Below are 15,149 nucleotides of genomic sequence, written 5' to 3'. Positions count from 1 at the left end.
CAGGGACCGGATCGCGCCGGCTCTCACCCCGCCGGCACCACCGCCAGCAGCGCGGCGATACGTCCCTTGCAACCCCCACACCCGGTGCCGGCGCGCGTGCAGCGGCCGACCTCATCGACGGTGCCGCACCCGTCGGCCACCGCGTCTGCGATGCGACCCGCCGTCACGCCGTTGCACCAGCACACGGTCGCATCGGGCCCGAGCGGGTCATCGGCGGCCACGGCCGTGCCGGCATCGGCCGCGTCGAGCCGCAGCAGCGCCGCCGGATCTGCGACGAGGCCCATTCCTCGCTCGTAGCGCAGTGTGAGCTCGGCGCCGGCCCGGGGCAGGCCGACCGAGACGAACCCGGCGAGCACGCCGTCGCGGACGACGGTCTTCAGATACGCGCCCCGCGCGGCGTCCACCCACACGCTGACCTCGGCGTCGGCGTCCCACGGCTCGGCCGCATACGCCCCGCCCGACACCACATCGATCCCGGTCGCCTTGAGCATGAGCGCCGTGGGGCGCTCGTGCCGCGCGACGGTCGCCTTCGCGCCGACCGCGAATCCGGCCGACTCGGCGTGCAGTCGGCTCGCGACGGCGGCGGCCTGCCGCCATCCGGGTCCGATCAGACCGCTCGGCGCCCCTGGCACGCGCCCCGTGGCGTCGGCCTCCTCAGGATCGGCGACCTGCGCGCAGTCGCCGATCGCGAACACGTCCGGATCCGTCCAACTGCGCAGATCCGGGTCGACGAGTACACCGGTCGCGCACGCGAGGCCGGCGGCGAGCGCGAGCTCGACCCGGGGCGCGACACCGCAGGACAGCACGAGCAGGTCGCCGCGCAGGTAGGTGCCGTCGGCGCACACGATGCCGTCGAACACGGGCCCACCCGGGGCGTCCCTGAGCTCGACGGTCTCGGCGCGCGCGTGCGCCGCCATCCGCAGGCCCGCCGCTCGGGCGGCACGCGCGAGCATGCGGCCGCCGGTCTCGTCGAGATTGCGGGCCATCGGCGCCGCACCGTGGTGCACCACGGTGACCCGCGCCCCGTGCTCGGCGGCGAGCAGCGCGAACTCCATGCCGAGCACCCCTGCCCCGAGCACAAGGATCGCCCCACCCCCGGCGACTACCGGCGCGACCGCCTCGGCGTCGGCCACGTCGCGCAGCGCGAGCACGCCCGCGGGCAGCGCCCGGCGCCCGCCGTCCCGACCGCGCACGGGCGTCGCGCTGCGCTCGTGCCGCGTGTGCTCCAGACCGCCGAGGGTCGGTACGTTGGCGCGCGCGCCCGTGGCCAGCACGAGCCGGTCCCAGCCGATCTCCTCCCCGTCCGAGGTGCGCACCACGCGCCCGGCGCGGTCGACGGCGACCGCCGTCTCGTCGAGCCTGATCCGCACTCCTGCCGCCCGGGCCGCGGCGGTGTCAGCGATCTCGAGGCGCGTCCGTGAGGCGGCGCCCACCGCGTACTCCGCGAGCAGCACGCGGTTGTAGGCATCCTCGGCCTCCGCACCCAGCACCGTGAGCGACACCCGCCCCGCGGTCACCGCGGGCAACAGCTCCTCGACGAAGCGGGCGCCGACCGGTCCGTAGCCGATCAGCACGGTCCGCAGCGGGGCCGTCATGCCTGCACCCGCTCGGCGTTCACGGATGCGGCTCCGTTCTCTCCGACCGCCGGGGTGACGACGACCATGGTTCGCTTGAACTCCGGCATGCCCGAGACCGGATCCGTCACCGCGGCCGTCAGCAGGTTGACGCATTCCTCGTTCGTGAAATGGAACGGCAGGAACACCGTGTCGAGGCGGATCCGCTCGGTCAGAAGGGCGTCGGCCACGACACGCCCTCGCCGGTTTCGAACCACGACAGGATCCCCGTCCGCGACGCCGAGGCGGGCCGCCGTCGCGGGGTGCATCTCGGCGCGGGCACGCGGCTGCGCCTCGGTCAGCTCGCCGACCCGACGGGTCTGCGCCCCGGACTGGTAGTGCTCCAGCAGGCGCCCGGTGATGAGCGTGAGCAGCATCGAACGGGTCCCCGCGCCCATCGTCGCGCCGCAGAGCGGCTCGTCGAGCGCCTCTGGCTCGTGCTCCCGCGGCTGCACCGGCACGAGCCGTGCCCGGCCGTCCGAGTGCGCGAACCGCTCGGCGAACAACCGCGGCGTGCCGTCGGAGCCTGCGGGGTACGGCCAGTGCGCGGCCACCCCCGCGGCGAGCTGGGCGTCGAGGAGCGCGTGGCTGAGCCCTGAGTAGTCCGCGATCCCGCCTGCGGAGGCGCGGGCGAGCTCCGCGAACACGATCGCCGGATCGGTCGGCCACTCCGACGGCGCCTCCAGCCTGGCGGCGAGATCGGCGAGGATCTCCAGCTCGCTGCGCACCCCGGGCGGCGGGGGCAGCGCGCGGCGGCGGCGGATCACCCGCCCCTCGAGCGTCGTGAGGGTGCCCTCCTCCTCGGCCCACTGCGTGACCGGAAGCACGACGTCGGCGAGTGCGGCGGTCTCCGAGAGCACGAAGTCGCTCACGACGAGCAGATCGAGCGCGCGCAGCCCCGCCATGACCGCGTGCGCGTCCGGTCCGGAGACGACCACGTTCGCGCCGTGCACGAGCAGGGCGCGAACGCCCCCGGGCCGTCCGAGCATACCCAGCAGCGGCACGGCCGGAACGCCCGGCCCGGGCAGGCTGTCCGGATCCACACCCCAGACGGCCGCCACCGCCGCCCGGTCCGCGGGATCGGCGATCTTGCGGTAGCCCGGCAGCTGGTCGCTCTTCTGCCCGTGCTCACGCCCGCCCTGGCCGTTGCCCTGGCCGGTGAGCGTTCCATAGCCCGAGCCCGGCCGGCCCGGCAGCCCGAGCACGAGAGCGAGGTTGATCGCCGCCGTGGCCGTGTCGGTGCCGTCGATGTGCTGCTCGACGCCCCGCCCGGTGAGGATGTAGGTGCCATGGCCGCGCGCGAGCCGGTGGGCGGTCGCCCGCAGCACGCCGACGGGGATCCCCGTCGCCGCCTGTACCCGTTCCGGCCACCACGGCGCGACACTGCGACGCAGCGCGTCGAAGCCGACGGTGCGCTCATCCAGGTAGTCGTGGTCGGCGAGTCCGTCCGCCAGCACGACGTGGGCGAGGCCGAGCAGGAGCACGAGGTCGGTGCCGGGCGCCGGCTGCAGGTGCGCGCCTGCCCCGTCCGCCGTGAGCTCGGCGGTCTGCGAACGGCGCGGATCCACGACGACCAGGCCACCGGCGGCGCGGGCGCCCGCAAGGTGCGAGAGCAGGGGTGGCATGGTCGCGGCGACGTTCGAGCCGAGCAGCAGGATCGTGTCGGCGTCGTCCAGGTCGGAGACGGGGAAGGGCAGACCACGGTCGAGCCCGAAAGCGCGGTTCCCTGCCGCCGCGGCGGACGACATACAGAACCGGCCGTTGTAGTCGATGCGCGAGGTGCCCAGCGCCACACGGGCGAACTTGCCGAGCAGGTACGCCTTCTCGTTCGTGAGTCCGCCGCCCCCGAACACTGCCACCGCGTCGGGTCCGTCTGCCTCGCGGATCGCGCGCAGCGACGACGCGATCCGCTCCAGCGCCTCGTCCCAGCTCGCCGGGCGCAGGGCGCCGGCGTCGCGGATCAACGGGGTGGTAAGCCGTTCCGGAGAGGCGAGCAGGGCGGCCGAGGTCCACCCCTTCTTGCAGAGCCCGCCACGGTTGGTCGGGAACGTACGCCCCTCCACTCGCACCGGGGCGGAACCGGCCGGATCAGGGGTGAGCGTCATGGCGCATTGCAGTGCGCAGTACGGGCAGTGCGTGTCCGCCGCAGCAGAACAGGCGGGAGCCGTCGGGGGCGGGGATCCGGTTGCCATCGCGGCCGACTCAGATCCGCGTCCCGCGACGGCGTCCGCGCAGCAGCACGGCGGTCGTGACCCCGCACAGCATCACGTAGACGACCACGAACCAGCCGAGACCGACGGCGTAGCCTCCGGTCGCTGCCTTGGACAGCCCGAGCGCCTGCGGGATGAGGAACCCGCCGTAGGCGCCCAGCGCGGAGACGATCCCCAGCGCGGCGGCCGCGGCGCGTTGGGTGGCAGCGTCGCCGGACGAAGAGTGGCCGTCCACACCGGACCTCAGCGCGAACAGAGTCGGGATCATCCGGTATGTCGCGCCGTTGCCGGCGCCGCTCGCGACGAACAGCAGGAGGAAGAAACCGAGGAACAGCCAGAAGGAGTGCAGCGGCAGGGTGAGCACCACGGCGAGGGCGCCGAGCGCCATGACTGCGAAGGCGGCGATCGTCACGGCGCTGCCGCCGAACCGGTCGGCCAGCCGTCCGCCGAAGGGGCGCGCGAGCGACCCGACCAGTGCCCCGACGAACGCGAGCGACAGCATCGCGCCGCCGACAGGGAAGGCAGTGAAGGCGGGGAACTGGTCGGCGATGAGCTTGGGGAAAACGGCGGAGAAGCCGATGAAGGATCCGAACGTGCCGATGTACAGAAGCGCCATGAGCCACAGCTCGGGATAGCGCAGCGCGGCCAGAGAAGCCGAGATGTCGGCACGGGCGCTCGTGAGGTTGTCCATCCGGCGCCAGGCGCCGAGGGCTGCGATCATGATGAGCGGCACCCAGATGAGACCCGCGAGAGGCAAATGCAGGGTGGTGCTGGCTCCCAGGGTGATCACGATCGGCACGACGAACTGGGCGACAGCGGCGCCGAGGTTCCCGCCGGCGGCGTTGAGCCCGAGGGCCCAACCCTTCCGCCGCTGCGGGTAGAAGGAGGTGATGTTCGCCATCGAGCTCGCGAAGTTGCCGCCGCCGAGGCCTGCGAGCGCCGCAACGGTGAGCATCACCGGGAACGGGGTGCTGGGGTTCGACACGCACAGCGCGAGCCCGAGCGCGGGGATCAGCAACAGCAGCGCCGACACCACCGTCCAGTTGCGTCCGCCGAAGCGCGGCACCATGAACGTGTACGGGAAGCGCAGGGTCGCTCCGACCAGGCTCGGGATCGAGATCAGCCAGAACGTCTCGGAGACGGTGAAGTGGAATCCTGCCGCCGGCAGCGCCACGACCACGATCGACCAGAGCTGCCAGACGACGAAGCCGAGGAACTCGGCGAAGATCGACCAGCGCAGGTTGCGCCGCGCGATCGCAGAGCCGGCGGTTCGCCACTGCTCACGGTCCTCCGCGTTCCACCCAGAGATCCACCGTCCCGGCAGGAAGCCGAGCGCGGCGCCGGTCGCGGGGCTCTGCGCGCTGTGCGTGGACGTGCTGTTCGTGGCGATGCCAGTCATGCGGACCTCCCAGTGTGCCTGTGCGATCACGCTAGGAAGTGCTTGTTTCGGGCTGTCGCGCGCGCCGTAACGACTGCGTGTCGAAGTCCTCTCCTCCCCCACGTGCAGTTGTGAGGCGACGGGGGTATGTGCGCCGGACATCTATAGGACCGAAACGAGACAGCTGCGTGTGTACGTTGCGGTGCGTCTGCGTCGAGGATGAGGCGCTCAGGTTGGATCATCCACTCGCGGGCGACATAATCACGCTCTCGCCGGATCCGATCCTCGTGACAGTCAGTGATCTCACCGCTAAACGCTCAGCAGTCCCCTGCCCGCCAGGTTAGGAGACGCTCTAGGAGCTAAGGACGCGGTCTAGCCAGCTTTCTCTGGCGGTAGTAGCGGCACGAGACACGATGGCGTCTGCAAGCATCTCGAACCCGTGGAAGCCGCCCGCCCATACGTGCAGTTCGGCTTGAACACCGGCCTCCCACAGTTTCGTCGCGTAGGCCACGTCCTCATCACGGAACACCTCGGCGCTGCCGCAGTCGATGTACGTTGACGGCAGGTTGGACAAGTTCGTCGCGCGTGCAGGTGCGGCGTAGATCGAGACGTCCCGAGTGCCTTTCCGATCGCCGAGAAGCGCGGTCCAACCCACGATGTTCGCTGCCCGGTCCCAGAGACCGACACCGTCTATCTGTTTCGTGGAGACGGTCGCGTCACGATCATCGAGCATTGGGCACATTAGAACCTGGCCGAGAAGGTGAGGGCCGCCCCGATCGCGCGCGAGCAGCGCAGCGCCAGCGGCGAGACCGCCTCCGGCGCTACCGCCGCCGATCAGGATGCGAGAAGGGTCGATGCCCAATTCGTTAGCGTGCGCCGCCATCCACACGAGGCCGGCGAAGCAGTCTTCGACTGGATATGGATCTGGGAACTCGGGTGCCAGTCGGTACTCGACACTGACCAACACCGCATCGTGGCGCTCGATTGCGCCGAAGAAGACCTCCACGCCGCCAAGCCGGTCACCGAGCATCATCCCGCCGCCATGAGTGTGATAGATGCCCGGCCCCCGCCCGGTGTGGTCGTTGCGTGCGATCACGGTCAACACGATCTCGTCTCCGAGGTGACCCGGGACTGTGATGTCACGGCGTGACAGGCCTAGCGTGGTCATGCGCGCCCGCAGCGCTTCCTGGTCCGTAACGAAGTTCGGCCGGAGCGCGGGGAGCAGATCGGTTGTAAGTACGTCAGGCATCTGCCCACGGATCACGGCCAGCGGCGCCTCCAACTGAGGGTCAAAAGGTGGCCGTGCGAGGGTCTCGGTCATCTGGACTCCTTTGTCTAGTGCCACTTGGTTGTGGCGGATTTGTGGGCTTGAGTGGCATCAGCCATGGTCAGAGCGCACACCGGGAAGGGGTATGCGAGGAGAACGAGAGGGGTTTGTGATACGGGGCCCTCGGCAGTGCGGGTATCCGCCTCGACATCCTGGTGGCTTGCGAATGGGCCTGCAGCACCCCTCACACGTGCACCTCCTCCGTGCCGCGGGCGCGCCCGCGGCACAGTCGGGCGTTAAGAAAGGCGACGGTCAGATCAACGATGGCGTCGACGTCGCCCCCGAAGAATCCATGGTCAGCGCCTTCGATGAGATGAAGCTCGCTAGGAACGCCCTCAGCTTGGAGTGCCTCGTGATAGGCGATGCTTTGCTGGTGCGGAACCAGCTGATCGAGCGTGCCATGTATGAGGAGCGTGGGCGCCGTCGCCTGGTTGATGTGCGTTATCGGGCTCGCCCGGCGAGCAAGCTCGGGCTGCTCCGACACTGCGACTCCGATCAGAAGCGAGGAGGGCGATGTGGCAGCGCCATGATCGGGGAACGGCGAGCCGGGGAGTGTTTCCTCCTGCAACGTGTCCAACCGTGTGGCCGGATACCAGGCTACTGAGGCGGCGATAGAAGAGGACAGCCCAGTCATGCCCACTTCACCTTCCAGTACGGGATCGCTGGTGTTCGAGCCGAGGAAGAGGGAGAGATATCCGCCGGCGGATTCACCCACTGACCCGATCCGATCCGCGTCGAGGCCGAGTGCTGGAGCGGCGTTTCGAAGCCACCGAGTGGCCGCTTTCACGTCATGCACTTGTGCCGGGAAGGTCGCTTCTGCCGAGAGTCGGTACTGGATGGTGGCGACGGCGTAGCCCTCTTCGAACAGTCTCGCAAAGAGAGGTCGACGGTCATCGACATCGCGGGAGCGGAAGTTCTTACTGCCGGCGAGCCAGGCCCCACCATGAATAAAGATGATCAGAGGCGCGGGTTTATTCGCATCAGCGGGAATCATCAGGTCAAGGAGTAGCGGGCGGTAGCCGTCGACGATCGCGTATTCAACGTCTCGATAGCGCCGGAATCCGTCCTCCGTCGTGTAGTTGATCTCCGATGGGCTATCGCAGCAAGCAGGTTCCCAGTCCGTCGGAAGGCGCAGCGGGGTCTTGAGCGTCATGACTCTCCTTGGCGGTCAGTAGTCGGGCCATCAGGGCCCGAGCCTTGGCTCTCTTCACTGCCACGGTGCTCAGTGTTCACATCCCGCCTCCGCAACGAGCCAGTCCAACGAGCAGGGGACGGCCCCTGCGGTCGGTTCCTTCTTCAGAGTGGCGAACCTGGGCTCTCATCCCTTGATCGATCCTTCGGTCAGGCCCGATACGAGGCGACGCTGGACGAGGATGTAGGCGATCATCACTGGAAGGCTCGTTAGAACAACGTGGGCGAAGATGAGTTCCCACCGCATCGATTGGATCTCGGACGAAGTGCTGGAGAATTGGTAGAGAGCGAGCGGGAGGGTCGCGTTCTCGGATCCGTGGAGGAGAAACAGGCCGAAGAAGAACTCATTCCAGATCGTGATGATCAGGATGACCCCTCCGACCAAAAGCACCGGGATCAGGCTGGGCAGGATCAACAGGCGATAGATCTGCCGCTTAGAGGCGCCGTCGATTGCGGCGGCCTCCTCGAGTTCGGCAGGCATCGCCTTTACGAATCCGGTCGCCAGGAACACAACGATCCCCATGCGGGTTCCCACCATGACCAGGAAGTAGCCGAAGCGATCGCCGGCGATTCCGAGCACCTGCAGCTCGTAGATGGTCGGAAGGATCGCCGGCGGTAGGAGAATGGACATGACACTCAGCGTGTAGCCCGTTTTCATGCTGATCCGCTTGGATCGCGCGAATGCCCACGCAGCCATCGACCCGAAGATCATCACGCACACCAGGGTGGGGATGGTGATCATCAAGCTGTTCAGCAGCGCAGCCGGATAGTTTCCTTCGACAAAGACCCGCGAGTAGTTCTCGACGATCGCCCATTGGTGAGGGAGCGCGAGACTGAGCTGACTGGCCTCGCTGTACGGCTTGGCGGAGTTGACGAGAAGAAGCCACAGGGGAATCCCGATCCACGGCATGCCGATGAGCACGAGGAGGGTGAGGCGGCCGCCTTCACGGAGACGGGCGGTCCGGTGAGTCGCCCCGAGCCGACTGCGGACGTGCTGTGTGCTCATGCTTCGATCTCCCGACGCCGTAGGTATGCGATCAAGGGCAGGCCCAGAGCGACGACCAGGATCGTCACCACCAGGCTCAGGGAGCTCGCGCTGCCGAAGAAGCCCATCCCGTACTGCCGGTACATCGCGATGTTAAGGACGGTCGTGGCGTCGCCAGGTCCCCCGCCCGTCGTTGCCTGAATGATGTCGAAGGCGCTCAGCGCACCGAGGAAGGTGGAGACGACACTGAAGGTGAATGCCGGTGCCAGTAGACGGAACTTCACTCGCCAGAATCGTTGCCAGCTGTTCGCGCCGTCGATCATGGCGGCTTCGATCAAGCTGTGCGGGATGGAGTTCAGCCCGGCGATGTAGACGAGCGTCACCAACCCGCTCCATTTCCATGCGTCGATGAACGCCACGGTGAACAGGGCGGTGTCGTAGTTCCCCATCCAACCGAAGTCGAATCCCGGGATGACGATTCCGATCGCTGCATTAAGTGGACCGTGGGGTGAGAGGATCGCGGCCCAGATGTAGCCGGCTGCTACTGGCGAGATCAGCACCGGGACGAAGAAGGCCGCGCGAAACACGGAGTTCACCGCGCTCGTGCGTTGCAGGAGGAGCGCGAGGATCAGACTCACGGTGTTCTGGACGACCAGCGCGACGATCGCATAAGTGATCGTCACGCGGATCGCGTTTCCGAGCACCCCGGTGTCCGCGAGGTCGATGAAGTTCTGGATCCCGTTCCACTTGATGGACGAGGAGAAGCCCGTCCAGTTCGTAAAGGCGAAATAGATGTTGAGGAGGAAGGGAAGAAGGAAGAATGCGACGGTCAGTGCTACCGCCGGCACTACGAACGGCCACCAGCGCAGATCCTTCCGGCGCCGGCGTTGGGGGCGGACGGGGTGCCGCCCCCGGCTCCGGCCGGGGGCGGCGACAGCTGCGTCGCTGTGAACGAAAGTCATGAGTTGTGGAGGACCTTTCTTACCAGCCTGGAAGCTGCGCTGCCTTCGCCGCCTGTTCGAACACCTTTTGAGCGTTCTCCCCGATCGGCTCGGGAGTCTGGCTGCCGCTGAGCAAGCCGGTGAGATAGTCGGCGAACTTAGAGCCGAACCCGACGAGGTTCGAGTTGAAGGCAATTGCGGAGTCGGCGTTATAGGCGTCGGCGATCTCCTTCGAGAGCTCCTGATACCCCCCAGTAGGGGGCTTCGCGCCCTTCAAGAGCGGGAACGTCCCCGACTCGTTGACGAAGGCCTGGTACCCCTCTCCAGTGGCGTACTGGATGAACGCGAGCGCGGTACTCTCGGTGTCGGCATGGCCGGTCTTTGGCACATACCATGTCCCACCGAGAGCTGGAGCCCACGCTGCGGTCGGGCCATCCGCCCCCACCGCAGCAAACCCGATCGTCTCATCGGTCTTCTTGGCCGATCCGAAATATTCGTTGAAGGTCGACACGAACCCGGAGTGGAGCGCCACCATCGCCGTCTTCCCCTGGGCAACTGCCGCGATCGAGTCCTCGAACTTCGCCGTGGTCGCATCGCTGTTGAAGCAACCGGACTTCTGCAGGTCTTTGTACGCAGCGAGACCGTCGACGAACGGGCTGTTGGGTGCGTCGAACGTAGTCTTGCGATCGATTACCTGCTGCGCCCAGTTGTCCTTCTTCTGAGCCGAAGACATATACATGATCCCGCCGAGGATCTGGGTCGGCCAGACCGATCCGCCGCTCTCGAAGATCGGTGTGACACCGGGGTCGCTGGTCTTCAGGGTCGAGCAGATCTTCGCGAGATCGGCGTAGGTTTTCGGCTTGCTGAGGCCGTTCTTCTCGAAGACCTCCTTGTTGTAGAAGATGTCAAAGAGCGTGGGGGTGTCAGTGATGGCCGCGTACACCTTGCCGTCGAGCGAACCACCGTACTTGTACGTATCGCCCGACTTCGCCACATAGGGCATGTGCGACAGGTCGATGAGGTTTTTCGCCGGGTTGAGGGACCAGAAGTTCGACGTGGCGTGATACTCCAGAAGGTCGGGCCGGTCCCCGCTGGCCCACTTCGTCTGGACCGCTGTTTCGAAACTGTCGGCCGGAATCTCGACGATGTTCATCTTGACACCGAACTTCTCCCCGAATCGCGAGTAGACGTGGCGAACCGCATCGCTGTCTGCGGCGTTCGTCCAGACCGTCAGCTTCTTCGCGACGACGTGCGCGTTGCCGTCAGCCGCAACACCCCCGTCTTGGCTCGACCCTCCGGGGGCCGAGCACCCCGCGAGCAGCATGGCCAGGCCCATACTTCCAATGGCCGCGATCCGGATGGAACGTTTCATTTCAGACTCCTATGGCTGATGTAGTGATTGCGGTGCGCGTGCCGCGTCGACGGCGATGCTGGGTGGCGCCACGGGTACGACAGGTGCAACGGGTACGAGGAATTTACCACTGATAAGTTCCTCGTACAATCCTCCTTGGGTATGGATTCGAACGCGACCACTAAGATCGAGGGATGAGCGAGCGGGTTCTGACGCGAAAGGGCCAGGCTCGCCGGGCGGAGATACTGGAAACTGCATTGAAGGTGCTCGCTGAGCGCGGCTACCGTGAAACCTCGCTCCGGGCGATCGGTCGCGAGCTGGGAATCGAGCCCGCCCACATCCTTCACTACTTCCAATCGCGGGAAGGCCTCCTCGAGGAAGTCATCCGCGCCTGGGATGCACCGGTGGACGCGCAGAATGATGCACCGTTCCTGCAGATTTGGCCCGAGGTCCTCGAGCGCAACGCGAAGATCCCCGGCCTCGTGCACTTATATACAGCTCTCGCGGCCGAGGCCTCCACCCCTGATCACCCTTCGCACGATTTCTTCCAGAATCGGTATCGCCGTATCCGCCGCAGGGTTGCCGATGAGGTGGATCGAGGTATGCGGGAGGGCCGGTACGTCCCGGCGCTGAGTTCGGATGAGATCGCCGTCATGCTCATCTCTCTGTCCGACGGCCTGCAGCTGCAATGGCTGATCGACCCCAGCATCAATCCGGCAAGTCAGCTCCGCTCTGCGATCACGAGGTTGACCGAGCCCTGACGAGCAGCGCCTGCCAGGTCGCGCAGCTCGCGCTATCCTGCAGGGCCGGCGTGAGCCGCCATCCTGACACGCAGCCCTGCTCGGCGAGGCGCCGGGCGATCCCCGGCAGCGACTCCGCCGCCACCTCGTTGGTCTGCGCCGCGACCACGACGAGATCCGCGTCGGCGGGGAAGCCGAGCAGCGACGCCGCCTCCCAGGGGCCGGCGTCCTTGCTGACGTGCCCGGTGAGCAGCACCTCGACGAGGGCGGCGCGACGGTGCTCCTGGGAGATGAGGATCTCGGCGGTCGTGGCGCGATAGGCCTCGGTGACGGCCGTGGCGTGCTCCTCGGCGACGGCCCAGATCCGCGTCGACGTGTCCAGCAGCCGGGTGAGCACCTCTGTCCGCGGGCTCTGCGAGGCGCGTTCCACGAGCGCTCCCCACAGGATCCCGAATCCGATCCGGTACACCTGCAGCACCTCGGGCAGCGGCACGCCCTGGTGCGCCCTGCGGCGGCCGGTCTGCTCGGGGACGGCGAGGTCCAGAGGCTCTCCCGGATGCCGCAGCGCGCGCACGAGGAAGCGCAGGTTGTCCTCGATCGAGCGTCGCAGCTCGCCGGTGGAGACGTGCTTCTCGTCCTGGTAGACGGGCAGGGTCTCGACGCTGCGGGCGTAGACCTTCTCGATCAGTCCCGGCAGCTGGTGCTCGACCCAGGCGATGCCCTCGTCGCGGTCGGCCGGGCTCATCGGATCCCCGTGGACGAGAGGCTCGCCGCGCTTTCCGTCATGTCCGCTCTCCTCGATCCCGCCGGGTGGCCGCTCCGTCCCGTGCGCGTCGCTGACAGCGAGATTACGCCGTCGGCGAGGGCGCCTCGCGCCTTCAGCAGATCATGGGCGGGATGCACGGCGGCGTCGGCACGCGCGACGTCTGTCCGGGGTCACAGCACCGTTTGTGCGCGCCGACAGGTCCGCCCCGGGAGCCTCCCGTGACAGACGGCGGAGGGTTAGCGTGGCGTGCCACAAGGGGGTGGCCATGACCATCGTGAGACGGCGATGATCCCGCAGACGTACACCGCGGAGCTGCGGGACCGGCCGTTCGGCCCCGTGGTGGAGCGGCTGGAGGGGCTCGTCCTCATCGAACGGAGACCGGAGGACGTGCTCCGCCGGGTCGTGGAGCATGACGGCCGGCGGTGGGTGAAGGTCTACGACATCGAGCCGGAGGAGCGCGACGGCCGGCTCTTCTCCTACCTGCTCGCCTACGAAGGGCCGGAGGACATCGGAACGGACGAGGAGGAACGATGAGCGTGCTGCTGACCGGCGCGACCGGCTTCATCGGACGGGCCGTGAGGGAGGCGCTGCTCGCGGCCGGCTATCGCGTGACCGCCCTCGTCGACGACCAGGACGACGCGGGCGAGGTGCGCGCCGCGGGAGCGGATCCGTTCCTCGCCTCCGAGGAGGACACCCGCACGGTGGCGGATCTCGCGCTGGCGTCGGACGGCGTGATCCACACCGCGACCTCGCGGACCGAGGACGCGGACTTCATCGCGGCGGTCACGCCAGGGCTGCTGACCAGCGACAAGCCCTTCGTCTACACGAGCAGCCTGTGGACCTATGGATCCGGACGGGACCTCACGGAGAAGTCGCCGGCCGCGCCGCCGCCGGCGGTGACCTGGATGGCGGAGACCGTGCAGCGGCTCCTCGCGGACGACGGCGAGGGGATGCGGGTCGTGGTGGTCGCGCCCGGGATCGTCTACGGGCACGGCCAGGGCATCCCGCGCCGGTTCGTCGACGACATCGACCGCAGCGGTGCGCAGCCGGTGCTGCCGCTGATCGGCGACGGGTCGCAGCGGTGGGCGACCGTGCACGTCGACGACCTCGCCGACCTGTACGTCCGGATCATCGGCGCCGAGTCCCACGACGACGACGTGTACATCGCCGCGTCCGGCGCGTCGGAGACCGTGGCCGAGCTGGCGGCGGCCGCGGCGCATCCGGAGGGCGCCACGGTGCGGGCCGAGACCGCCGAGGAGACCGCCGCGCGGATCGGGTCCGCGCTCGCCGGAGTGCTGCTGCTCGATCAGCACGCCGCCGCCGACCGGGCGCGCGAGCGGCTCGGCTGGCGCACCGCCCGGCCTTCGCTCGTGGACGAGCTGCGCGCCGGCTACCTCGGTGCTCCCGGCGATCCGGCCTGGGGCTGACCGGCGGTCCGATCGTGGCCGGGTGCGCGTCTGTGTTCCCCGCCAAGGCCCGCTGACCGCGACGACAACCCGGCTTGAAGCCGGTGCGCGCGCATGACAGGCTGACCGTGCGTGGCGTGCGCCCGCGGAGGGGACGGGTCGATTGGTCACTCAGCAGTTCGTCGCGGCGCCGGCGCGCGCGGCCCTGTTCCTCGTGCTGACGGTGAACGAGGGCAGCGAAGAGGTCGTGCGCGACGTGTTCGCCGACCTGTCGAGCATCACCCGATCCGTGTCGTTCCGCGTGCCGGGCGACCAATTGAACTGTGTGCTCGGCATCGGCGCAGGGCTCTGGGACCGGATGTTCGATCTGCCGCGACCCCGGGGACTGCATCCCTTCGTGCCGCTCGACGGGCCGCGCCACAGCGCGCCCAGCACCCCCGGGGACCTGCTGCTGCACGTACGGGCCCACCACATGGACGTGTGCTTCGAGCTGTCGCGCCAGGTGATGGACAGGCTGCGCGGCCACGCGGTCGTCGTCGACGAGACGCACGGGTTCAAGTACTTCGACGAGCGGGATCTGCTCGGCTTCGTGGACGGCACCGAGAACCCCGAGGGCGACGCCGCACCCGCAGCGGTGCTCATCGCCGACGAGGATCCCGACTACGCCGGCGGCAGTTACGTCATCGTGCAGAAGTACCGGCACGACCTGGAGGCGTGGGGTGCGCTGCCGGTCGAGGAGCAGGAGCGCGCGATCGGCCGCAGCAAGCTCGAGGACGTCGAGATGCCGGACGCGGTCAAGCCGATCAACTCCCACGTGCACCTCAACACGGTGGTCGACGCCGACGGCGTGCAGCGGCAGATCCTGCGCGACAACATGCCGTTCGGCGAGCTCGGCACGGCCGAGTTCGGCACGTACTTCATCGGCTACGCGGCGGATCCGGGCGTGATCGAGCAGATGCTGCGGAACATGTTCCTCGGGAGCCCGCCCGGCAACACGGACCGGATCCTGGACTTCTCCACGGCGCACACGGGCACGCTGTTCTTCACGCCGGCCCTGGACTTCCTCGACGATGTGCCGGGACCGCGCGCCGGCGCGTCGGCGGATGACGCGCCGGCCGACACGGCGCCGGTCGCCGCCGCGCCCGGCCACTCCGCCCCCTCCGACGCGAAGGCGACGGATCTGGGCATCGGCGGGCTCCGCGCCGCCACGCACTGACACCGAACAGCGAAAGGCCGACGAC

At 68.2% G+C, this 15,149-nt stretch carries 13 protein-coding genes; 4 read left to right on the top strand and 9 right to left on the bottom strand.

From position 1 onward, the window contains the following. Nucleotides 1-23: 23 nt before the first annotated feature. The 8 genes from NFX31_RS17055 to NFX31_RS17020 all read right to left on the bottom strand — a co-directional run bounded on the left by NFX31_RS17055 (nucleotide 24) and on the right by NFX31_RS17020 (nucleotide 11,017). Nucleotides 24-1,595 (bottom strand): FAD-dependent oxidoreductase, encoded by a 1,572-nt coding sequence (locus NFX31_RS17055; protein WP_045250393.1) that lies wholly within the window; start codon nucleotides 1,593-1,595, stop codon nucleotides 24-26. After that, nucleotides 1,592-3,718 (bottom strand): molybdopterin oxidoreductase family protein, encoded by a 2,127-nt coding sequence (locus NFX31_RS17050; protein WP_420847420.1) that lies wholly within the window; start codon nucleotides 3,716-3,718, stop codon nucleotides 1,592-1,594. Before NFX31_RS17050 ends, NFX31_RS17055 begins: the two co-directional genes overlap by 4 nt. Nucleotides 3,719-3,815: 97 nt before the next feature. After that, nucleotides 3,816-5,222, bottom strand: a complete 1,407-nt coding sequence (locus tag NFX31_RS17045) for an MFS transporter (protein ID WP_262956353.1) — start codon at nucleotides 5,220-5,222, stop codon at nucleotides 3,816-3,818. A gap of 331 nt (nucleotides 5,223-5,553) precedes the next feature. After that, nucleotides 5,554-6,522 carry an alpha/beta hydrolase gene (locus NFX31_RS17040; protein ID WP_045250391.1) on the bottom strand — a complete coding sequence of 323 codons (969 nt, stop codon included), beginning with the start codon at nucleotides 6,520-6,522 and terminating at the stop codon, nucleotides 5,554-5,556. A gap of 190 nt (nucleotides 6,523-6,712) precedes the next feature. Beyond that, entirely contained in the window at nucleotides 6,713-7,681 is a 969-nt protein-coding gene (locus tag NFX31_RS17035) for an alpha/beta hydrolase (protein WP_052674274.1), read from the bottom strand. 165 nt (nucleotides 7,682-7,846) lie between these two features. Next, on the bottom strand, nucleotides 7,847-8,725 hold the full coding sequence (locus NFX31_RS17030) for a carbohydrate ABC transporter permease (protein ID WP_082072268.1): 879 nt from the start codon (nucleotides 8,723-8,725) through the stop codon (nucleotides 7,847-7,849). Continuing rightward, a complete protein-coding gene (locus NFX31_RS17025; protein ID WP_082072267.1) occupies nucleotides 8,722-9,666 on the bottom strand; it encodes a carbohydrate ABC transporter permease in 945 nt (314 codons plus the stop codon). Before NFX31_RS17025 ends, NFX31_RS17030 begins: the two co-directional genes overlap by 4 nt. Before the next feature lie 19 nt (nucleotides 9,667-9,685). Next, nucleotides 9,686-11,017, bottom strand: a complete 1,332-nt coding sequence (locus tag NFX31_RS17020; RefSeq protein ID WP_045250390.1) for an ABC transporter substrate-binding protein — start codon at nucleotides 11,015-11,017, stop codon at nucleotides 9,686-9,688. A 173-nt stretch (nucleotides 11,018-11,190) separates the two neighbouring features. Between NFX31_RS17020 and NFX31_RS17015 the strand changes: the two genes are divergently transcribed. Next, nucleotides 11,191-11,757 carry a TetR/AcrR family transcriptional regulator gene (locus NFX31_RS17015; protein WP_045250389.1) on the top strand — a complete coding sequence of 189 codons (567 nt, stop codon included), beginning with the start codon at nucleotides 11,191-11,193 and terminating at the stop codon, nucleotides 11,755-11,757. On the opposite strand, the gene NFX31_RS17010 is transcribed toward NFX31_RS17015, so the two are convergent. Then, nucleotides 11,735-12,481 (bottom strand): RsbRD N-terminal domain-containing protein, encoded by a 747-nt coding sequence (locus tag NFX31_RS17010; protein ID WP_052674273.1) that lies wholly within the window; start codon nucleotides 12,479-12,481, stop codon nucleotides 11,735-11,737. The two genes, NFX31_RS17015 and NFX31_RS17010, sit on opposite strands and share 23 nt — an antisense overlap. A 306-nt stretch (nucleotides 12,482-12,787) precedes the next feature. Here NFX31_RS17010 and NFX31_RS17005 point away from each other — a divergent pair, with 306 nt between their 5' ends. The 3 genes from NFX31_RS17005 to NFX31_RS16995 all read left to right on the top strand — a co-directional run bounded on the left by NFX31_RS17005 (nucleotide 12,788) and on the right by NFX31_RS16995 (nucleotide 15,124). Further along, entirely contained in the window at nucleotides 12,788-13,036 is a 249-nt protein-coding gene (locus NFX31_RS17005) for a hypothetical protein (RefSeq protein ID WP_045250388.1), read from the top strand. After that, complete coding sequence (locus NFX31_RS17000) at nucleotides 13,033-13,929, top strand: NAD-dependent epimerase/dehydratase family protein (RefSeq protein ID WP_262956349.1); 897 nt, start codon at nucleotides 13,033-13,035, stop codon at nucleotides 13,927-13,929. The genes NFX31_RS17005 and NFX31_RS17000 overlap by 4 nt, the downstream gene beginning before the upstream one ends. A 142-nt stretch (nucleotides 13,930-14,071) precedes the next feature. After that, entirely contained in the window at nucleotides 14,072-15,124 is a 1,053-nt protein-coding gene (locus tag NFX31_RS16995; RefSeq protein WP_262956348.1) for a Dyp-type peroxidase, read from the top strand. Nucleotides 15,125-15,149: the final 25 nt, after the last annotated feature.

It is taken from the genome of Microbacterium azadirachtae (genome assembly GCF_025583665.1).
Lineage (GTDB): Bacteria > Actinomycetota > Actinomycetes > Actinomycetales > Microbacteriaceae > Microbacterium > Microbacterium azadirachtae.
The sequence above is the reverse complement of the archived record's forward strand: the minus strand, read 5'-3'. Positions and strand labels throughout refer to the sequence as shown.